At 72.5% G+C, this 20,573-nt stretch carries 14 protein-coding genes; 9 read left to right on the forward strand and 5 right to left on the reverse strand.

Going from position 1 to position 20,573, the window contains the following annotated elements; all coding sequences use genetic code 11:
- Nucleotides 1–117: 117 nt before the first annotated feature.
- From PUR61_RS04770 to PUR61_RS04790, 5 genes are all read left to right on the forward strand, one after another.
- Nucleotides 118–1,092 (forward strand): carbohydrate ABC transporter permease, encoded by a 975-nt coding sequence (locus tag PUR61_RS04770; RefSeq protein ID WP_443034535.1) that lies wholly within the window; start codon nucleotides 118–120, stop codon nucleotides 1,090–1,092.
- Between the two features lie 14 nt (nucleotides 1,093–1,106).
- The gene (locus PUR61_RS04775; RefSeq protein ID WP_329875944.1) at nucleotides 1,107–1,997 is read left to right on the forward strand and encodes a carbohydrate ABC transporter permease; all 891 of its coding nucleotides are present in this window, start codon (nucleotides 1,107–1,109) and stop codon (nucleotides 1,995–1,997) included.
- A 63-nt stretch (nucleotides 1,998–2,060) separates the two neighbouring features.
- On the forward strand, nucleotides 2,061–3,698 hold the full coding sequence (locus PUR61_RS04780; RefSeq protein ID WP_329875945.1) for a glycoside hydrolase family 13 protein: 1,638 nt from the start codon (nucleotides 2,061–2,063) through the stop codon (nucleotides 3,696–3,698).
- A gap of 394 nt (nucleotides 3,699–4,092) precedes the next feature.
- Nucleotides 4,093–8,358, forward strand: coding sequence for a discoidin domain-containing protein (locus PUR61_RS04785; RefSeq protein ID WP_329875946.1), 4,266 nt, complete (start codon nucleotides 4,093–4,095; stop codon nucleotides 8,356–8,358).
- A gap of 221 nt (nucleotides 8,359–8,579) precedes the next feature.
- Nucleotides 8,580–9,593: a LacI family DNA-binding transcriptional regulator gene (locus PUR61_RS04790; RefSeq protein WP_329875947.1), complete on the forward strand. Its 1,014-nt coding sequence runs from the start codon at nucleotides 8,580–8,582 to the stop codon at nucleotides 9,591–9,593.
- Between the two features lie 106 nt (nucleotides 9,594–9,699).
- Here the strand turns inward: PUR61_RS04790 and PUR61_RS04800 are convergent, their stop codons facing one another.
- The 5 genes from PUR61_RS04800 to PUR61_RS04820 all read right to left on the reverse strand — a co-directional run bounded on the left by PUR61_RS04800 (nucleotide 9,700) and on the right by PUR61_RS04820 (nucleotide 16,311).
- Complete coding sequence (locus PUR61_RS04800; protein ID WP_443035123.1) at nucleotides 9,700–12,624, reverse strand: discoidin domain-containing protein; 2,925 nt, start codon at nucleotides 12,622–12,624, stop codon at nucleotides 9,700–9,702.
- 572 nt (nucleotides 12,625–13,196) lie between these two features.
- A complete protein-coding gene (locus PUR61_RS04805; RefSeq protein WP_329875948.1) occupies nucleotides 13,197–13,946 on the reverse strand; it encodes a hypothetical protein in 750 nt (249 codons plus the stop codon).
- A gap of 121 nt (nucleotides 13,947–14,067) precedes the next feature.
- Nucleotides 14,068–15,330 carry an alpha/beta hydrolase gene (locus PUR61_RS04810; RefSeq protein ID WP_329875949.1) on the reverse strand — a complete coding sequence of 421 codons (1,263 nt, stop codon included), beginning with the start codon at nucleotides 15,328–15,330 and terminating at the stop codon, nucleotides 14,068–14,070.
- Complete coding sequence (locus PUR61_RS04815) at nucleotides 15,327–16,091, reverse strand: LmeA family phospholipid-binding protein (protein WP_329875950.1); 765 nt, start codon at nucleotides 16,089–16,091, stop codon at nucleotides 15,327–15,329. The genes PUR61_RS04810 and PUR61_RS04815 overlap by 4 nt, the downstream gene beginning before the upstream one ends.
- 88 nt (nucleotides 16,092–16,179) lie before the next feature.
- A complete protein-coding gene (locus PUR61_RS04820) occupies nucleotides 16,180–16,311 on the reverse strand; it encodes a hypothetical protein (protein WP_329875951.1) in 132 nt (43 codons plus the stop codon).
- Between the two features lie 209 nt (nucleotides 16,312–16,520).
- Between PUR61_RS04820 and PUR61_RS04825 the strand changes: the two genes are divergently transcribed.
- From PUR61_RS04825 to PUR61_RS04840, 4 genes are all read left to right on the forward strand, one after another.
- Entirely contained in the window at nucleotides 16,521–17,207 is a 687-nt protein-coding gene (locus PUR61_RS04825) for a response regulator transcription factor (RefSeq protein WP_329875952.1), read from the forward strand.
- The gene (locus tag PUR61_RS04830; RefSeq protein WP_329875953.1) at nucleotides 17,204–18,628 is read left to right on the forward strand and encodes a HAMP domain-containing sensor histidine kinase; all 1,425 of its coding nucleotides are present in this window, start codon (nucleotides 17,204–17,206) and stop codon (nucleotides 18,626–18,628) included. Before PUR61_RS04825 ends, PUR61_RS04830 begins: the two co-directional genes overlap by 4 nt.
- A 111-nt stretch (nucleotides 18,629–18,739) precedes the next feature.
- A complete protein-coding gene (locus tag PUR61_RS04835; RefSeq protein WP_329875954.1) occupies nucleotides 18,740–18,910 on the forward strand; it encodes a hydrophobic protein in 171 nt (56 codons plus the stop codon).
- 401 nt (nucleotides 18,911–19,311) lie between these two features.
- Entirely contained in the window at nucleotides 19,312–20,511 is a 1,200-nt protein-coding gene (locus PUR61_RS04840; protein WP_329875955.1) for a PP2C family protein-serine/threonine phosphatase, read from the forward strand.
- The last annotated feature ends 62 nt before the right edge of the window (nucleotides 20,512–20,573 follow it).

Here is a 20,573-nt window from a genome sequence, read left to right on the forward strand (position 1 = left end):
GAAGACCGACCGACAAGCAGACCGACCGACAAGCAGACCGACGGACATGCAGACCGGCGGACCGGGCACCGCCGACCCGCCCGACCCGCCGGTCCAGCCGGCACACCAGGAGCACCGATGGCCGGGACCATCTCCCCCTACAAGACCACCCGCCGGGCCAGTCGCATCCCGGCCGACCGCACGGGTGGCTCCGGAGGCCGCTCGCCCAAGCGTCCGGAACTCGGCCGGACCGTCCGCCGCAACGTCTCCGCCCACGGTTTCCTCTTCGGCGCCCTGGTGTGCTTCGGGTTCTTCACCTGGTACCCGATGGTCCGCGAAGTCGTCATGAGCTTCCAGAAGACCAGACGCGGAAAGACCACGTGGGTCGGGCTGGAGAACCTCGAACGGATCTTCGGCGACCCCGACTTCTGGACCGCCTGGCGCAACACCTTCCTCTTCACCGCGCTCGCGCTGCTCCTGGGCTTCGCGGTGCCGTTCTTCGTGGCCGTGCTCCTCAACGAGCTCCGGCACGCCAGGGCCTACCTGCGGATCCTGGTGTACATCCCGGTGATGATGCCGCCCGTCGCCGCGGTGCTGCTGTTCAAGTACTTCTACGACCCGGAGTACGGCCTCTTCAACTCGATCCTGACGACCCTCCACCTCCCCACCTCCGCCTGGCTCAACTCGCCGGACACCGCGATGGTCTCGGTGGTCGTCGCGGCCACCTGGATGAACATGGGCGGCGCCACCCTCATCTACCTGGCCGCCCTGCAGGGCATCCCCGGCGAGCTGTACGAGGCGGCCGACCTGGACGGCGCCGGCCTGTTCCGCAAGATCTGGCACGTCACCGTCCCGCAGACCAGGCTCATCCTCTCGCTCCTCCTGCTGCTGCAGATCGTCTCCACCATGCAGGTCTTCGTGGAGCCGTTCCTGCTCACCGGTGGGAACGGCCCGCAGAACTCCACGATGTCGGTCGTCTACCTGGTCTACGAGTACGCCTTCGACATGGGAGGCAACAACTACGGCGTCGCCTCCGCGATGGGCCTGGTCATGCTCGTGGTCCTCGCCGGCTTCTCGGCCCTGTACACGCGGCTCAGCCGCACCGACGACTAGGAAGGGCTCCGGCCATGGCAGCGAACGAACCCCGGACCCGGACGCTCGTCGCACAGACCCAGCTCGACCGACCGCTCGGGAAGGCCGTCTACCGGACGGTGCTCGTCCTCGTGGTCCTCGTCTTCACCGCCGTCTTCGTCGGCCCGCTCTACTGGCTGGTGACCGGCGGCCTCAAGAGCACCCAGGAGGTGATCCGGAGCCCGCCGACCCTCTTCCCGTCCGAGATCCACTGGGGCACCTACGCGGAGGCCTGGCGCCAGCTCAGGATGGGCCGCCTGCTGACCAACACCCTCTACTACGCGCTCGGGGCGCTCGCCTTCCAGCTGGTGTTCGACGTCGCCGCGGCCTACGCGCTCTCCAAGCTGCGGCCGATCCTCGGCAACGTGATCCTCGGCATGATGCTCGCGACCCTGATGGTCCCCTCCGCGGTCCTGATCGTGCCGCAGTACCTCACCGTGCTGGACCTCCCGCTGCTCCACCTCAACCTGATCGGCACCCCGTGGGCGATCTGGCTGCCCACCGTCGCCAACGCCTTCAACATCTTCCTGCTGAAACGGTTCTTCGACTCCGTCCCGGAGGACCTGCTGGCCGCAGCCGCGATCGACGGCGCCTCACCGACCCGGGCCCTGTGGTCGATCGTGCTGCCGATGTCCCGACCGATCCTCGGCGTGGTCTCCATCTTCGCCGTGGTCGCGGTCTGGAAGGACTTCCTCTGGCCGATGCTGGTCCTGCCGGACCCGGCCGACCACACGCTCAACATCGGCATCCGCTCCCTCGCCACCGGCCTGCCGCAGAACGTCGTGATCGCCGCCCTGGCCATCGCCTCCGCACCGACGATCGTCTTCTTCCTGATCTTCCAGCGCAGCATCGTGTCCGGCCTCACCTCCGGCGGCCTCAAGGGCTGAGCGCCCCGCCCGGAAGCGGTCGACCACCACGCCCCTCCCGTCCGGTCGAAAGGACCCCCCACCGTGGGACAGAACTCCAGCCGCCAGCCCGAGCACCCGGCCTGGTGGCGCGACGCGGCGATCTACCAGGTCTACCCGCGCAGCTTCGCCGACGGCAACGGCGACGGCACCGGGGATCTCGCCGGGGTCCGGTCCCGCCTCCCGTACCTCGCCGAACTCGGCGTCGACGCCATCTGGGTCAACCCCTGGTACCCGTCCCCGATGGCGGACGGCGGCTACGACGTCGCCGACTACCGCGACGTGGACCCGCTGTTCGGCACCCTGGAGGACGCCGAGAACCTGATCACCGAGGCGCTCGCTCACGGCATCCGCACCATCGTCGACATCGTCCCCAACCATGTCTCCGCCGAGCACCCGTGGTTCAGGCGGGCCCTCGCCGCCGTCCCCGGCAGCCCCGAGCGCGAGCTGTTCCACTTCCGCCCCGGCCGCGGCCCGGACGGCGAACTGCCGCCCAACGACTGGGAGTCCGAGTTCGGCGGCTGCCCCTGGACCAGGACCACCGACCCGGACGGAACGCCCGGCGAGTGGTACCTGCACCTCTTCGCCAGCCAGCAGCCCGACCTCAACTGGGCCCACCCGCAGGTCCGCAGCGAGCACGTGTCGATCCTGCGCTTCTGGTTCGACCGCGGAGCCGCCGGCGTCCGCATCGACTCCGCGGCCCTCCTCGTCAAGGACCCCGAACTGCCCGACTTCCGCAAGGGGGTGGACCCCCATCCCTTCACCGACCGCGAGGAGCTGCACGAGATCTACCGGTCCTGGCGCAGGATCGCCGACTCCTACCCGGGCGAGCGCATCCTCGTCGGGGAGGTGTGGCTGCCCGACGCCGAGAGGTTCACCCGCTACCTGCGCCGCGACGAGCTGCACACCGCGTTCAACTTCGACTTCCTGGCCCGCCCGTGGGAGCCGGAGGCGCTGCGCGAGTCCATCGACTCCACCCTCGCCCTGCACGCCCCGGCCGGGGCCCCCGCGACCTGGGTCCTCTGCAACCACGACGTCACCCGCACGGTGACCCGCTACGGCCGCAGGGACACCCGTTTCGACTTCGCGGCCAAGGCCTTCGGAACCCCCACCGACGTCGCCCTCGGCCTGCGCCGGGCCCGCGCCGCCGCGCTGCTCTCCCTCGCCCTGCCGGGTGCCGTCTACCTCTTCCAGGGCGAGGAGCTCGGCCTGCCCGAGGTGGAGGACCTCCCGATCGATCGTCTCCAGGACCCGATGCACCTGCGCTCCGGCGGCACCGACCCCGGCCGGGACGGCTGCCGCGTCCCGCTCCCGTGGTCCGGCCCCCTCCCGCCGTACGGCTTCTCGCCGGCGGGCACCGAACCGTGGCTGCCGCAGCCGGAGGGCTGGGCCGCGCTGACGGTGGAGGCGCAGAGCGCCGACCCGGACTCCGTGCTGTCGCTGTACCGCGCCGCGCTCCGGATCCGCCGGGGATCGCCCGGTCTGCGCGGCGACAAGTTCGAGTGGCTGCCCGGCGACCGCGGCGTCCTCGCCTTCCGCCGAGGCGCCGAGTTCGCCTGCGTCGTCAACCTCTCCCCGGCGCCCGTCGTCCTGCCCGCGCACGACACCGTCCTGCTCACCAGTCGGCCGCTCGACGGAAACCTCCTTCCCGTGGACGCCGCGGCCTGGCTGCGGTCGCGGTGACGGCCCGCCATCACCGGGCCCTCCCTCGCGGATCCTGCCGGGCGCAGGATCCGACCGAAAAGGGCTGAAGCGGTCGGCCAGCCACGGCCGCCCCTGCGCTCCCCTGCGCTCCCTGCCCTCCCCGGCGGCGCCGGCCGGTCCGGTGCCGTCGCCCGTCCTGAGCTCGTCGGCCCTCCCCGGAGGATCCAGATGATGTCGGCTCGGTCACCGCCCCCTCTCGCCAGGCCCCTCCGCGACGCCCGCCCGGACCGCCCCGCCGGTCGGGGCCGCGGCACGCACGCGCCCACTCCCTCCCGGAGAGGCTCCGCTTTCCGGGCCTGTCCGCCCCCCCACCTGTCATCCTGATGAGATCCAGAGGACTCCCGTGAGATCGACAGCTCCGATTTCCCGACTCGTGGCAGGGCTGGCCTCGGCCTGCCTGCTGCTCGTCGCCGGCCCGTTACTGCCCGCCCGGGCCGCCGGCGGCCCCGACCTGGCCGCCGGCAAGCCGGCCGCCGCCGGCAGCGCCACCGCCGGCCGAGGCGCCGCCTTCGTCAACGACGGCGACCAGAACACCTACTGGGAGAGCGCCGGCACCGCCCTCCCGCAGTGGGTCCAGGTCGACCTCGGCAGCACCACCGCCGTCGACGAGGTGGTGCTCAAGCTCCCCGCGAGCTGGGGTGCCCGCACCGAGACGCTCGCCGTTCAGGGCAGCACCGACGGCACCGCCTTCTCCACCCTCACCGCCTCGGCCCCGTACTCCTTCGAACCGGGCGCCGGCAACACGGTGAGGATCGGCTTCCCGTCGACCGGTACCCGCTTCGTCCGGGTGGACATCTCCGCCAACACCGGCTGGCCGGCCGCGCAGATCTCCGAGCTGGAGGTGCACGGCACCACCGGCTCCAGCGCCAACCTGGCCCGCGGCCGGGCCTTCACGGCCGGCAGCAGTTCGGGCGGCTACGGCGCGGGCAACGTCGACGACGGCAACCAGGGAAGCTACTGGGAGAGCGCGAGCAACGCGCTCCCGCAGTGGATCCAGGTCGACCTCGGGACGGCGGTCGCCGTCAGCCGGCTGGTCCTGAAGCTGCCGACGGGCTGGGAGCGGCGGACCCAGACCCTCGTCGTGCAGACCAGTACCGACGGCAGCACCTTCACCGACCGGGTCGCCTCCGCCGACTACGTCTTCGACCCGGCCACCGGCAACACGGTGACGGTGGACACCGGCACCACCACGGCCCGGTACGTCCGGCTGAAGGTCACCGCCAACACCGGCTGGCCGGCCGCCCAGCTCGCGGAGTTCGAGGTGTACGGCCCGGTGACCGGGGACACCCGGGCGCCGACCGCGCCCGCGAACCTGACGTACACCCAGCCGTCCTCCGGGCAGGTCCGGCTGGCCTGGAGCGCGGCGAGCGACAACACCGGGGTCACCGGCTACGACGTCTACGCCGACAACGCCCTGGTCAGCAGTGTCGCGGGAAACGTGCTGACGTACACCGACAGCCGGGCCGACGGCGCCACCGTCTCGTACTACGTGAAGGCCAGGGACGCGGCCGGCAACCAGTCGGCCGCCAGCAACACCGTGACCCGCACGGGCGCCCCCGGGGACACCCAGGCGCCGTCCGCGCCGACGAACCTGACGTACACCCGGCCGACCTCCGGGCAGGTCCGACTGGCCTGGGGCGCGGGCGCCGACAACGTCGCGGTCACCGGGTACGAGGTCTTCGCCGACGGCGCGTTGCAGGCCGAGGTGGCCGGCAACGTGCTGACGTACACCGACAGCCGGGCCGACGGCGCCACGGTGTCGTACTACGTGAAGGCCAGGGACGCGGCCGGCAACCGCTCCGAGGCGAGCAACACCGTCGTCCGGACCGGCAACGACGGTGGCGGTGGCACCAACCTGGCCGGGGGCAAGCCGATCACGGCCGACTCCAGCATCTACACCTTCGTCGCGGCGAACGCCAACGACGACGACGTGACCACCTACTGGGAGGGCGCGGGCGGCAGCTACCCCAATGAGCTGACCACGCGGCTGGGTTCCAACGCGACCGTCGGTTCGGTGGTGCTGAAGCTCGACCCGGCCGCGGCCTGGGCCACCCGCACCCAGACCGTGGAGGTACTCGGCCGGGAGCAGAACGCGACCGGATTCACCAGCCTGGTGGCCGCGAAGCCCTACACGTTCTCCCCGGCCTCGGGCAACACGGTGACGATCCCGCTGACGGCCACCGCGGCCGACGTCCGGCTGCGGATCACCGCCAACTCCGGTGCCGGAGCCGGGCAGATCGCGGAGTTCCAGGTGATCGGCACCCCGGCGCCCAACCCCGACCTCACGGTCACCGCGGTCTCGGCCTCTCCGGCCGCTCCGGTGGAGACCGACCCGCTCACGCTCTCGGCGACGGTCAGGAACGCCGGCACGGCCGCCTCCGCCGCCACCGCCGTCGACCTCTACCTGGGCGGTGCCAAGGCCGGCACCGCGCAGCTCGGCCCGCTGGCCGCCGGTGCCTCCGCGACCGTCTCGGTCCCGACGGGCCCGCAGAACGCGGGCAGCTACCAGCTGCGAGCCGAGGCCGACCCGGCCGGCGCCGTCGTCGAACGGGACGAGACCAACAACGCCCACACCGCGCCGGCCCCGCTGGTGGTGAGTCAGGTCGCCGGTTCCGACCTGGTCGCCGCGCCCGTCAGCTGGACCCCGGGCAACCCGGCGAGCGGCAACGAGGTCACGTTCTCGGTGGCGGTCAAGAACCAGGGCACGACCGCCTCGGCGGGCGGCGCCCACGGCATCGGTCTGACGGTGACCGACGCCACCGGTGCGGTCGTCAGGACCCTGACCGGCAGCCACACCGGCGTCATCGCGCCCGGTGCCACCGGCTCCCCGGTGAACCTGGGCAGTTGGACGGCGGGCAACGGCCGGTACACCGTGAGGACGGTCATCGCCACCGACGCCAACGAACTGCCGGTCAAGCAGGCGAACAACACCTCCACCCAGTCGCTGTTCGTCGGCCGCGGCGCCAACCTGCCGTTCGACACCTACGAGGCCGAGGACGGCGTGCTGGCCGGCGGCGCCGCGGTGGTCGGGCCCAACCGGACCGTCGGCGACCTCGCGGGCGAGGCCTCCGGCCGCAAGGCCGTCACCCTGAACACGACCGGCGCCTCGGTCGAGTTCACCACCAAGGCGCCGACCAACACCCTGGTGACCCGCTTCTCAATCCCGGACGCGCCGGGCGGCGACGGCATCGACGCGAAACTCGACGTCTACGTCGACGGGGTCTTCCTCAAGGCCCTCGACCTCACCTCCAAGTACTCCTGGCTGTACGGCAGCGAGACCGGTCCGGGCAACTCGCCCGGCGCCGGCGGCCCCCGGCACGTCTACGACGAGGCGAACCTGCTGCTCGGCACCACCCTCCCGGCCGGCAGCAGGATCAAGCTGCAGAAGGACGCCGGCAACAGCACCACGTACGCCATCGACTTCGTCAGCCTGGAGCAGGCGACCCAGCTCCCCAACCCCGACCCGGCCCGGTACGCGGTGCCGACCGGCTTCACCCACGGCGATGTGCAGGCGGCTCTGGACCGGGTCCGGATGGACACCACCGGCGCCCTGGTGGGCGTCTACCTCCCGAGGGGGGACTACCAGACCGCCAGCAAGTTCCAGGTCTACGGCAAGGCGGTGAGGGTGGTCGGCGCGGGCCCCTGGTTCACTCGGTTCCACGCCCCGTCCTCGCAGTCCAACACCGACTTCGGCTTCCGGGCCGACGCCTCGGCCAACGGCTCGACCTTCACCGGCTTCGCCTACTTCGGCAACTACACCTCCCGCATCGACGGCCCCGGCAAGGTCTTCGACTTCGCCAACGTCGCCGACATCACCATCGACGACATCTGGACCGAGCACGTGGTCTGCCTGTACTGGGGCGCCAACACGGACCGGATGAAGATCACCAACTCCCGGATCCGCAACACCTTCGCCGACGGCGTCAACATGACCAACGGCTCGACCGACAACCTGGTCTCCAACAACGAGGCCCGGGCCACCGGGGACGACTCCTTCGCGCTGTTCTCGGCGATCGACGCGGGCGGGGCGGACGAGAAGAACAACGTCTTCGAGAACCTGACCTCGATCCTGACCTGGCGGGCCGCCGGCGTCGCGGTCTACGGCGGGTACGCCAACACCTTCCGCAACATCTACATCGCGGACACCCTGGTCTACTCGGGGATCACCATCTCCTCGCTGGACTTCGGGTACCCGATGAACGGCTTCGGCGCCTCGCCGACGACCGATCTGAAGAACATCTCCGTCGTCCGGGCCGGCGGCCGCTTCTGGGGGGCGCAGGTCTTCCCGGCGATCTGGGTGTTCTCGGCCTCGAAGGTGTTCCAGGGCATCAGGGTCACCGACGTGGACATCGTGGACCCGACGTACAGCGGCATCATGTTCCAGACCAACTACGTGGGCGGTCAGCCGCAGTTCCCGGTCGCCGACACGGTGTTCAGCAACATCTCGATCTCCGGTGCGCGGCGCAGCGGTGACGCCTCCGACGCCAGGTCCGGTATCGGCGTCTGGGCCAACGAGCTGCCCGAACCGGGGCAGGGCCCGGCGGTCGGTTCGGTGACCTTCGACCACCTGCGGTTCAGCGACAACCACCAGAACATCCGCAACACCACCTCGACGTTCACCATCAAGGTCAACCCGTAGGGAGGGGAACCTCCCGGTGACGGGCGGTTCCGTGCCGCCGGGAGGTCTCCGACCTCCCGGCGGTCCTTGCGTTCCGGCGCGGCGCCCCACCTGGCATACCGGGCTCAGGGCTTGCGGGGATCGGCAAGCGGCGTGCGGTTCCTGTCCGATCGACCGTTGGAATTTGCGTCTTCGTCGCAAGACCATGCAATTTCCTTGCGTGGCGGAGCTAGAATGGCCGCATGACACGACGACTGGCCCAGGTGGCGAAGAAGGTCGGGGTCAGCGAGGCCACGGTCAGCCGGGTGCTGAACGAGAAGCCCGGCGTCTCGGAGACGACCAGGGCGGCGGTGCTGACGGCGCTGGACGTGCTGGGATACGAGCGCCCCACCCAACTGCGCGGTGAGCGGGCGCGGTTGGTGGGCATGGTGATGCCGGAGCTGCAGAACCCGATCTTCCCGGCCTTCGCCGAGGCGGTGGGCGGCGCGCTGGCCGGGCAGGGGTTCACCCCGGTGCTGTGCACGCAGTCCGCGGGCGGGATCTCGGAGGCGGACTACGTGGACCTGCTGCTGGCCCAGCAGGTGTCGGGGGTGGTGTTCTTCGGTGGTCTGTACGCGCAGGCCGACGCCGCCCACGACCACTACGAGCGGTTGGCGGAGCGCAGTCTGCCGACGGTGCTGCTGAACGCGGCGATCGAGGGCCTGGACTTCGCGCGGGTCTCCTGTGACGACGCGGTGGCCGTGGAGCAGGCGATGGGGCACCTGCGGCAGCTCGGTCACCGCAGGATCGGCCTGGTACTGGGGCCGGCGGACCACGTGCCGTCCCAGCGGAAGTTGGACGCGGCGCGGCGGGCCGCGGCCTCGGCGGGCCTGGAGCTGCCGGACAGCCACGTCAAGCGCGCGCTGTTCACCCTGGAGGGGGGCCAGGCGGCCACCACGCGGCTGCTGGGCGAGGGGGTGACCGGGATCGTCTGTGCCAGTGACCCGCTGGCGTTGGGCGCGGTGCGGGCGGTGCGCCGGGCGGGGCTGTCGGTGCCCGGCGACGTGTCGGTGATCGGCTACGACGACTCCTCGTTCATGACCTGCACCGATCCGCCGCTGACCACGGTGCGCCAGCCGATCGAGGCGATGGGCCGGGCGGCCGTGGACCTCCTGGCGGGGGAGATCGCGGGCGCGAGGATCACCCACGACGAGCTGCTGTTCGAGCCGGAGCTGGTCGTGCGCAGCTCCACCGGGCCGGCCCCCGCCGCCGGCTGACCGCACGCGGCCCTACACAGCCCCACGCGGCCGCAGGCCCCGCCGTTCCGGTCCATCGGAACGGCGGGGCCTGCGGCGCTTCGGGTTCTGCCCGGGGGACGCGGGGTCAGGAGGTGTAGGCCTCGAACTCGGCGAGCTGGGCGGCCGGCCAGCCGGTGTTGCCGGTGAACGAGAGCCGCAGGTGACGTGCGGTGGTGCCCGGTACGGCGAGGGTGACCGTGTTGCCGGTGGCCGGGTCGAAGCGGTGGGCGGCTTCGGCCCTGGCCGTGGTCCACGTCGTGCCGTCGGTGCTCGCGAGCACCGCGAGGGTCTGGGTCCGGGCGGTCCAGGCGGGGGCCGGCGGCAGTTTCAGCACCAGCCGGCCGACGGCGGTGGGGGCGCCGAGGTCGGCGGTCAGCGACTGCGGGAAGGCGTGGCCGGTGCTCTCCCAGTAGCTTCCGGTGTCGCCGTCGGCGGCCTGGCCGGGGCCGTAGCCGCCGACCGAGCCGGTGGCGGTGAGGGGCTTGCCCGCGAGGAGGTTGGTTCCGGCCGGGGGTGTGGTGGTCGGCGTGGTGGGCGTCGGGGTGGCGGTCGCGCCGGTGGCCCGGATCTCCAGCTCGCCGAGCTGGGCGGCCGGCCAGCCGGTGTTCCCGGTGACGGTCACCCGGACGAAGCGGGCGTTGCTGCGGGGGAGTCCGATGGTGACGGCGTTGCCACCGGCCGGATCGAAGGTGCGCCCGGCGGCGGGGGCCAGGGTGGTGAAGGCGGTGCCGTCGGCGGAGCCCTCGACGGAGAGGGTCTGGGTGCGTGCACCCCACGAGGCGGGGAGCCTGGCGGTGACGCTGTCCACGCCGGTCACGGCGCAGAGGTCGACGGTCAGCGCCTGGGGGAACGCGTCGTTGGCGCTCTCCCAGTAGGTGGCGGCGTCGCCGTCCACGGCGTTGGCGGCGGTGTAGGTCTGGTTGCGGCTGGTGGCCGTGGTGTTCTTGCCCCGGGCCAGGTTGCCCGTGCCGGGATCGCAGGCCGGCGGTGTGGTCGGGGCGGTGGTCGTCGGCGAGGGTGCGCTGGGGGAGGGGGTCGTCGGGGTGGTGGGCACACTCGGTGTGGGGGACGGCGTCGGGGTTCCGCCGGTCGGGCGGCCGCCGTAGGTGAACCGCGGGGCGGGCCACAGGCCGGAGCAGGTGGAGCCGGACCAGCCGGAGTTCCCCCCGCCGTCGGTGACCTTGAATCCGGCGCCGACGCAGTTGTGGGTCGGGGTGGCGCTCTGGGCGATGTTCTTCGCGGTCACGTGGGTGAACCGCATGTCGGCGGCGGCCTGGGCCTGGATCGCGTAGGTGCCGGCCCCGTCGATGGTGGTGTTGGTGAACTCGATGCCCTCGGACGAGCCCTCGATGGTGTGGATCGCCGCGTAGGAGCTGTCGAGGACGTCGGTGTCGGTCACGGTGATGTGCGCGCCCCTGATCGGCTCGTTGAGGCCGCTGAACCAGATGGCGCCGACGCCGAAGTTCCAGTTGTAGTCGCTGTTGCCGGTCCGGATCAGGGTGTTCCTGGCAGCGGTGATGGTCCCGGCCACGGCGGTGCCGTTGCCGGAGCCGACCCCCGGGTAGCGGTTGGCGATGTGCAGGCCGCCGCCGTTGGTGACGGTGTCGGCCATCACGTTGTCGGAGATGGTGAAGTCCTTGCCGCCGTAGGTGACGATGTTGTTCGCCAGGATCGGCAGGACCACGGTGTTGCGGGTGAAGCTGTCGCCGACGTTGGGCACCCGCTCCGGCCAGGAGGCGAGGCCGTCGTCGCCGGTATTGCGGACGAAGGTGTTGGTGACCGTCGAGCCGGTGACGCCGGTGTGGAAGTTCACGCCGTCGGCGGTCTGGTCCAGGATGCGGCTGTTCCTGAGGGTGAAGCGGTCCATCGGACCGTCCATCCAGGCGGCCACCTTGGTGTGCTGGATCCAGAGGTTGTCGACGGTGGAGTTGCTCATCGCGCCGCCGATGGCGTTCACCTGGTCGTCGTCGACGCGCTCCCTGATGTCGCCGATGACGGCGAAGTCCTTGAGGATGACGTTGCGGCTCGGGCCGTTCGACTCGTGCGGGCGGACCGCCCCGCCGTACCCGCCGCCGGGGGCGTACTTGCCGTAGATGCCGGCGGCCCGGTTCCGGTTCACCGGGTCGCGTCCGCCGAGCACGCTGTACCAGGGCCCGGCGCCGGCCAGCGTGACGCCGTCCACCACGACGTGGTCGTAGAGGGTGAAGCTGCCCGGCGGGACGAAGACCGTCCGGCCCTGCGCCTGGCCGGCGTCGACCGCGGCCTGGAACCTCGCGGTGCTGTCGGCGGCTCCGGTGGGGTCGGCGCCGAAGTCGGCCACGACGTCGATGGCGCCGGCGGGTGCGGCGATCGGCGCGGCGACCTGCTCGAAGTCGGCCAGGTCGACGGTGAAGGTCGGCGACTGCGCGGTCGAGGTGACCTGCAGCCGGATCCTGGTGCCGGTCGGCAGCGAGGAGCCGAACATGGTCCGGGTCTCGTCGTAGAAGTGGTGCGGGTTGGTGTCCCCGGGGTTGTTGTTGAACGGGTACCCCCCGTAGTACCAGCCGTACTTGGAGGTGACCGGCAGGTCCTTCAGCTTCACCCCGTCGACCAGGAGACCGAGCGAGGCGTCCCGGCCCCGGCCGTCCGCGCTGTCCGGGAGGGAGTACCGGAAGCTCATCGCGTTGGCCGGTGCGGTGAGGGTGAACTCGACGTACTCGCCGGGGGCGTCGAGGGTGACGGCCTGGCGCCCGGAGGCCTCGGAGGGGAGCGTGCCGTACGCCCGCTCGGGGCCGATCACGGTGCCGTTGGTCGCCGCGTACTCGGCCTCCTGCTCCTTGAACGGCACGGTGGCGCCCCGGGCGGGGACGTCCAGCGGGGAGAGCGTCGGCACCGCGGCGGCGTGGGCGGGGGCGGCCGTCGTGACGGCGGCCGCGGTGAACAGGCCGGCCGCGCCCACCGCGACGGCGGTGAACGCGGCGAGGCCGTTCCGGAACCGGATCCGTGGCTGCGGGCGGCGTTGTCGTTGCATGGAGTCAGCACATCCTTGCCGGTCGTGGGGGTGATGGCGGGGTGGTGGTGACGGGGTGGTGATGGCGGGGTGGTGGCGGTGGGGTGCGAGCCCGCGAGGTCGGCCGTCGCCACGGGCGGGGCGCCCGGTGAACGGAGCGGAGCGCACCGGGAGTTGGGGAGCGGCGCGGGGGTTGCCGCCGAGGCGAGAGACTACGGTCGGTCATCGCATGAAGTCCATAGGAAAGAGCAAAGATGTGACACAGGACTGCAAGACATCGATTCTCATTCGCCCAGGACTGACCGTCCCCTCCCTCGCCTCCACGGGGATGTCCGGCAGGGTGCCGTCCACTTGATGCGAACGGACTTGGGCGGGGGATCAAGTGTCCTGCGGGCAGGGATCGGTCGGGTTCGTTGACACGCTCGTCGCCGGCCTGTATTCCTGGGAGCTCATCCCTGCGCAAAAGATGAACAGATGCATGTCGTCTAATCGACCGACTGTCTCTCCTCGGCAGGCAGCGGGAGCGGCGACGTCATGGGGACCGCCGTGCGTCCGCGGCCGTCCGCGGCGCCGCCCGGGCGGCGCCGGGGGAATCACCGGGCCGAGGGGCCGGACCGTCCGACCTGCCCCTCGGTTGCCCGGCTCGTGAGGTGCCACTGACGACTCGTCGGGCACGCGTACACCCGCTTCGGGTAGTAGCCGAGATCACGCCGACTCGTGATGGCCAGGAGCGCCTCCAGGGCGAGATCCCAGGAGTCGTAGCGGACCTTCCCGCACCGACACCCGTCGGCGTCGGTCCTCCGGGGATCCTCCAGCGGGCCGAGGCGGCCCGTGGCGAGGTACTGACACACCTCCGGAAGGGTCTTGAGGACGCCGGGCCCGAGGTGCGACGACTCGGCCGCGCGGTGGAGACCGGCGAACGTGGGGTGGGTCGGAGGCTCGACGCTCCGGACCGCGCGGGAGAGCCGTCGGCCGGTCCATCCGAGCAGGGTCTCGGCGAGGGGGTGCGGCTGCGGGAACTCGCCCGTGTCACGGACGTGCTGGAGCAGGTCGTCCGCGGTTCGGGACGCCAGGACGATCGTCACGTCGTCCGAGTGTTCGGCGGCCACGAGGCCCGCCAGCACGCCCAGCACGGCGGCTTCGTCGGTGTTGCGGGCGAGGGGGCCGGTCCGGAACCCGAAGACCTTCTTGTTGCCCGGGCTGTCCTTCCGTCCGGCGAAGGTACCGTCCGGCTTCCTCACGTTGATGATGCGCCGTATGTGGCAGGTCGCCTCGTCGCGGTTCCAGGCGGCCCACACGAAGATGCGGTGTCGCCTGCCGGCGTCCTCCGGTACGTGGTTCATCGGATCATCTTCCTCCGGGTGGTGGCGCCTTGACACGGAACCCGGGTCTTCCTTGCGGATCCTGCCTTCGTCCCGCGCCGTGGACTGCGGAGTCCGTCCGCCTTGCCGTGCGGCCCGCTGGTCACGGTCCTGCGGGCCGGACGACGTCAGGTGTCTGCCTGTGCTGCGTGAGGAAGGCGGCGAGCTCCTTGTCGTAGGCGGCGGGATCGGCGTTCCACGCGCCGGTGTGGCTCGCTCCTTCGACGGTGACGAGGGTGACCTTGCCGGGCCAGTCGCGGGCGAACTCGGCGCTGGTGGCGTAGGGCACGACGCTGTCGCCGGTGCCGTGGAAGAGCAGGACGGGCTGCTCGGGGCCGCCGGTGCGCCGGTTGACGGCCAGGGCGTCGATGTCGTCGAAGTCCACGTCCGCGCGCAGGCCGATGATCCCGGTCTCGAGGGCGGCGACGGGTGCGGGCAGACCGAGGCCGGTCACGATGGAGTCGAGGGCCGCGCGGTAGTCCAGGGCGGGCGAGTCGAGGACGACGGCGCTGACGGCGTCGGTGTCGGCGGCGCGCTGGAGGTAGGCCTCCACGACGGCCCCGCCCATGGAGTAGCCGATCAGGACGACATCGGTGGCCCCCTGGCTGCGGGCGTACCGGACGGCGGCGTCGAGGTCGCGCCACTCGGTGTCGCCGAAGTGGCGCTTGCCGCTGCTGTCCCTGGGGGCGCCGGGGTCGTTGCGGTAGGTGATGTCGAGGACGGGGTGGCCGAGTTCGTGCAGTTGGGGCATGGTGCGCAGTCCGGCGGCGCGGCCGGCGCCGAGCCCGTGGACCTGGATGGCCCAGGTGGTGCCGGTGCCGGGGACGAACCAGGCGGGCATCGGGCCGAGTTCGCCGGGGTAGGTGACGTCCTGGAAGTCGAGCCCGGCGGCCTGCCGGGGGTCGGAGTTCCAGACGGTGACGATGATCTTCGCGTTGGCGCCGGGGGTGGGCACCGTGTCGGCGGTGAGCTCCCTGGTGACGGTGTCGCCGTCGGTGGTGAGGACGGACCCGAGGATGCCGTGGTGGCGGCGGTCGGCGGTGTCCTGCCAGACCAGGCCGTAGGTGCCGGCGTAGCGGCTGTCGGTGGTGGCGGGGAGGGTCACCGTGCCGGGGCCGGAGGCGAGGACGCGGGTGTTGAGTGGGGTGTCGTCGATGGGGCTGACGATTTGGCCCGCGGCCAGCCAGAGCAGACCGGCGGCGGCGCCGAGCGCCAGGACGAGAATGCCTGCGACGACCGTGAGCAGGCGGCGGCGCAGCTTGGCGCGGCGAGTCCGGCGAACGGGCGTGGCGGGCGTGGTGGGCGCGGCCGGTCGGGGCTGGGGTGAGGGGTTCTGCGGCATGGTCGGCGAGGGCTCCCGGTTCACGAGTGCTTCAGGGTGGTCGGGCCTGCGGAGAGGGTGAGGGCGAGGCCGGTCGGAGTGACGGCGAGGGCGGTGGGCGAGAGGCCCAGTGGGTAGCCGCCGCCCTGCTTCCTGGCGGTGAGGCGCTCGTTGATCCGGTCGAGCTGGGGCCCGGTGATCGTGCGGCCGAGGAATTCGAGCGCGGTGGCGGTGATCGTCACCCTGCCGTCGGTGAGGGCGGGCTTGAGCGTGAGCCGGCCGGTGCCGCCGGAGCCCAGGCCGAGTTCGATCGTGCCGGCGGCCGGATCGGTGCGGGCGGCACCGACCGGAAGGCTCTGGCCGGAGTCGCGCACGGTGGCGGCCAGGGCGTCGGCGGGGACCGTGATCTGCGCCGACACCCCGGCCGCACTGGGTACGGACGCGGCGAACCGCACGTCGGTCAGCGTGATCCGGGCCGAGGCGCCGCTCAAGCCGCCGAGCCGGGCGTTGTCGGCGCTCAGGGTGACGTGCTCCAGCCGCCGGTCGAGGATCTTGACGAGGGCCGGACCGCTGCCGGTGTCCACCTCCACCGGGGCACCGAGGGCCTTCGCGGTACTCTCGGCGATCCGGCTCTCCAGTACGTGCCCGGCGGCGACCTCCGCACCGGCGGCGAGGACCAGGACGGTGGCCACGGGCACCGCGACAGCGCGCGCGATCCGGCCGCGCCGGGTGGCGGGGCGCAGCATCCGGCGCAGCCGGCCGGGTGAGGGTGCCGGGGAACGGGGTGGGGCGGGACGGCGGGTCATGCTTCTCCTCGGGATGACTCGGGACGGCTCGGGACGGCTCGGGGCGGCTCGGGATGACGTGGGTCGGCTCGGGGCTCGGCACGCGGGCTCAGGTCCGGCGGCGGAGGCCGCGGGTGCGCGGACGGCTGCGGGTCCGGGCGAGCAACCCCGCGCCGGCGGCGAGCAGGACGGCCGTGGCCGCCACGCCGGCCAGTACCAGCGCCCTCGGATCCGTGACCACCGGTGCCCTCCTTCGCGTCCGGGCCCGCCGGTCGGGGGGCCCGGGAACAGGCTGGACCGGGGCTGCAAGCGGTGGGTTCGGCGAGTGTTCGGGGCGTGTAAGGATCACCGGCGGCGCCCCGGAGCGACCCGTTCGGCGCGTTAGCATCGGAGCAGTTCGAGACCCGCGACCGGAGCGTGCGCGGCGGCGGAGGTCGGAAGAGGACGGCGATGACACCGAGCAAGGGCCTGGTCCTGGTCGTGGAGGACGAGCGCCACATCGCCGACCTCCAACGCCTCTACCTCGCCCGCGAGGGCTTCGGGGTGCACACCGAGAGCGACGGGGTGGCCGGTCTGGACGCGGTCCGGCGGCTGCGGCCGGTGGCGGTCGTCCTGGACATCGGGCTCCCGGGCCTGGACGGCACCGAGATCTGCCGCCGCCTGCGTGCCGCCGACGACTGGACGCCGGTCGTCCTGGTGACGGCGCGCGACGAGGAGGCCGATCGGATCCTCGGCCTCGAACTGGGCGCCGACGACTACGTCACCAAGCCGTTCTCCCCGCGCGAGCTGGTCGCCCGGGTGAAGGCGGTGCTGCGCCGGACCGCCGGACCGCAGGCCGTCGGCGCCTACAGCGTCGGACGGCTGCGACTGGACCCGGAGCGCCGCACCGTGCACCGCGACGGGGAGCCGGTGGAACTGACCACCACCGAGTTCAACCTGCTGGCCCATCTGCTGGCCCGGCCGGGCCGGGTGTTCGGCCGCGACCAGCTGCTCTCACAGGTCTGGGGGCACGCCGACTACCGGGACAGCAGGGTCGTCGACGTCTACGTGTCCCAGCTGCGGGCCAAGCTCGGCGGCGCCAGCCCGATCCGGACCGTTCGCGGCGTCGGCTACAGCGCCCAGGACGACGGGCGGTGAGGCTGCGCCCGCCGGCCCTTGCGCGAGCGGGTGCCCGTACAGGACCGGGTGCCCGTACGCGCGGCCGTACGCCGGGCGGTTCGCTGACCGGAAACCTGGTCCTGCTCGCCACCGTGGTGGCGACCGTGGCGGTGCTGCTGGCCGGGTTCGCGGGCTGGCGGACGGCCCGGTCCAACGCCGAGGCCCAGTACCGGGAACGGCTGGTCCGCCAGGCAGCCGTGCTGTCCGTCGCCCCCAACCTGTCGGTGCTGCTGCTCGACCAGGCGCAGCGGCTGACCGGGGCCACCGGTGTCCAGGTCGCCGTGATCGCCCCCGACGGCCAGGTGGCCGGCCCGTCGGCCGGTGCCGTCACCCCGGCCGACCGGGACGCCCTGCTGGCCGGCGAGGACATCTCCACCACGGCCGTGCTCGGTGGCGCGCGCGTCCTGCTGGAGGGCCGCCCGGCACGCGACGGCGCGGTGGTCCTCACCCAGCCCTTCACCGAAGTCGACGCCGCCGCCGACCGGATCCGCGCGGGCCTGACCCTTCCCCTGGTCGCCGGGCTGGTCGGGGCGGCGCTGGCCGGTGCCCTCCTCGCCCGGCGGATCGCCCGCCCCCTGGTGGACGCCGCCGCCGTCGCCCACCGGCTCGCCGGGGGCGAGCGCGACCTGCACTGCGCGGTCCACGGTCCCGCGGAGGCCCGCGAGGTGGCCCGCGCCCTCAACACCCTCGGCGCCGCCCTCGAACAGAGCGAAGGTCGCCAGCGCGCGTTCCTGACCTCGGTGTCCCACGAGATCCGCACCCCCCTCACCGCGCTGCGCGGCTTCGCCGAGGCCCTCGCCGACGGCGTGGTCGAACCCGGGCAGCAGGAGGAGGTCGGACGGATCCTCCTGTCCGAGACCGAGCGCCTGGACCGGTTCGTCACCGATCTCCTCGAACTCGCCCGCCTCGACGCCGACGACTTCCACATCACCCGGGAACCCGCCGATCTCGACGCCCTCGTCCGGGAGACCGCGCGGGCCTGGACCCAGCAGGCCCGGCGGCAAGGGCTGGACCTGCGCCTGGAACACCCCGACGAACCGGTGACCGCGGCCACCGACGCCTTCCGCGTCCGCCAGCTCCTCGACGGCCTCCTCGCCAACGCCGTCCGTCACACCCCGCCCGGCGCACCCGTCGTCCTCGCCCTCCGGCGCACCGCCGAGGGCCAGGCGGAACTACAGGTCCGCGACGGCGGACCCGGCCTCACCGAGGACGACGTCCGCATCGCCTTCCGACCGGGCGCCCTGCGCGACCGCTACGCCGCCACCCGCCCCACCGGTACCGGCCTCGGTCTCGCCATCGCCCAACGCCTCGCCGAGCGTCTCGGCGCCACTCTCGCCCTTCGCGGCCACGGTCCCGAAGGCGGCGCCCACTTCACCGTCACCCTTCCCGGGGAGGGCTGACGCCCTGGCCCCGACCCCGTCCTCTGCCCTCATCGGACGGGAAGATTCCCATGAATACGGGCTGATCAGCCGGGCAGACGGTCCTCCGACACTGACTACGGAGGTCGACTCATGGTTCCCCTTCTTCTCGTCCTGCTGCTGGCCCTGCTCCTGTTCGGGGCAGGTTTCGCGGTGAAGATCCTCTGGTGGGTGGCCATCATCGTCCTGGTGCTCTGGCTGGTCGGATTCGTCGCCCGCGGGACCCACTCCTCCGGTCGCCGCCACCGCTGGTACCGCTGGTGACCACAGGTCCGTCCGCACCCGGGAACGGGGGCGGGACCCGCGCACATGCGCCGGGTCCCGCCCCCGTTCCCGGGTACGGCCTTCCCGCCTCCGGCCCGCACCCGCCGTACGTCGAGGTCCACGGAGGGGCAGCCGGGTCCGCGCGCGCCGCCCGGAGCGGGCGACGGGCTGGGCGATGCCGAGGCGCCTGTCCGCGTTCCCCGTCGGTCGCCCGCCCCACGCCGCTCCCGCCTGCCCGCCCGCGAGTCTTTTTGTCCGCATTGCCCGGAACGTTCTCCGCCAGACGTGCGCGCGCCGGGAAGGACGGCTGCATCCGGCACCCCCACCAGTGAGAATGGTCCCGCAGCCGGGCTGCTCGCCGCGCCTGCCGGACGAAGAGTCCGAGACCCGAGGAGGCCGACATGGCACGCGATCGGATCGGACCGGCCGAGGTACTGGCCGCGGCGGAGGACGCCGCGCCGATGGACTCCCTCGACGTCGTGGCACGCAACCTGCGCGACCGCTTCGACGCGCGGTACGTGTCACTGCTGTTCGTCGACGTCGTCGGCCGGCGCCTGCTGCGGGTCAACGACACGGCGGCCACGCACGGAGAACGCCCCGCCGAACAGGTCCCCCTCGCGGGCAGCACCGTCTACGACGAGGTCCTGCGCACCCAGAAGCCGGTGCGGGCACCGCAGGACGGGCAGGGGGAGCGGGTGCTCGCCCCCGTCACCAACCGCGGCGACACCATCGGCGTCCTGGAACTGTTCCTCGACCGGGTCACCCCGGACGTGCTGGAGCAGGTCGAGGAGGCCGCGCACGCGCTGGCGTACATCATCATCGCGGACCGCCGCTTCACCGACCTCTACCACTGGGGCAACCGCACCACCCCGGTCAGCCTGGCCGCCGAGATCCAGCGCCAGCTCCTGCCCTCCGCCCCCTCCTGCGAAGCCGCCGAGTTCGCCCTCGCCGGCGCCCTGGTCCCGGCCGCCGACATCGCCGGCGACACCTACGACTACACCCTCGACCACGACACCCTGCACCTGTCCATCACCGACGCCATGGGCCACGACGTCGACGCCTCGCTCATGGCCACCCTCCTGGTCAACGCCTCCCGAGGCGCCCGCCGCGCCGGCACCGACCTCGCCGAACAGGCCCAGCGGATCCACCGGGCCCTCCTCGACCACGGCCGACAGACCTACGCCACCGGTCAGCTGCTGCGCATCGCCCTGGACGGGAGCGGCGCCCGGCTCGTCAACGCCGGCCACCCCTGGCCGCTGCGGCTGCGCGACGGCACGGTCGACGAACTGCGCCTGGCCGTGAACCTGCCCTTCGGCGTCCTCGGACAGGGCCCGTACCGGGTGCAGGACATCGACCTGCACCCCGGGGACCGCCTCGTCCTCTACACCGACGGCATGCAGGAACGCCAAGCGCACCAGGTCGACCTTCCCGGCCTCATCCGCAAGACCGCCGCCGAGCACCTGCGCGAAGTCGTGCGCACCCTGGTCGCCGCGGTCGCCGACGCCTGCGACGGCCGTGTCAGGGACGACGCCACCGTCCTGTGTCTGGACTGGTACGGCCCCCTCTCCGCGGACCGCGGGGCCGCCCGGGCCGGCACCTGACCTCGCGCGCGGCCCGGCCCGGCCGCGTCGGGACCGCGAAGCGTCGGTCGCGCCGGACGGAC

It is taken from the genome of Streptomyces sp. BE20, assembly GCF_036322525.1.
In the GTDB taxonomy this organism is placed as follows: Bacteria; Actinomycetota; Actinomycetes; order Streptomycetales; family Streptomycetaceae; genus Kitasatospora.

Coding starts and splice junctions, on each gene's coding strand:
- PUR61_RS04770 (WP_443034535.1), top strand. CDS start 118: ATGGCCGGGACCATCTCCCCCTACAAGACCACCCGCCGGGCCAGTCGC.
- PUR61_RS04775 (WP_329875944.1), top strand. CDS start 1,107: ATGGCAGCGAACGAACCCCGGACCCGGACGCTCGTCGCACAGACCCAG.
- PUR61_RS04790 (WP_329875947.1), top strand. CDS start 8,580: ATGACACGACGACTGGCCCAGGTGGCGAAGAAGGTCGGGGTCAGCGAG.
- PUR61_RS04800 (WP_443035123.1), bottom strand. CDS start 12,624: ATGCAACGACAACGCCGCCCGCAGCCACGGATCCGGTTCCGGAACGGC.
- PUR61_RS04805 (WP_329875948.1), bottom strand. CDS start 13,946: ATGAACCACGTACCGGAGGACGCCGGCAGGCGACACCGCATCTTCGTG.
- PUR61_RS04815 (WP_329875950.1), bottom strand. CDS start 16,091: ATGACCCGCCGTCCCGCCCCACCCCGTTCCCCGGCACCCTCACCCGGC.
- PUR61_RS04825 (WP_329875952.1), top strand. CDS start 16,521: ATGACACCGAGCAAGGGCCTGGTCCTGGTCGTGGAGGACGAGCGCCAC.
- PUR61_RS04835 (WP_329875954.1), top strand. CDS start 18,740: ATGGTTCCCCTTCTTCTCGTCCTGCTGCTGGCCCTGCTCCTGTTCGGG.
- PUR61_RS04840 (WP_329875955.1), top strand. CDS start 19,312: ATGGCACGCGATCGGATCGGACCGGCCGAGGTACTGGCCGCGGCGGAG.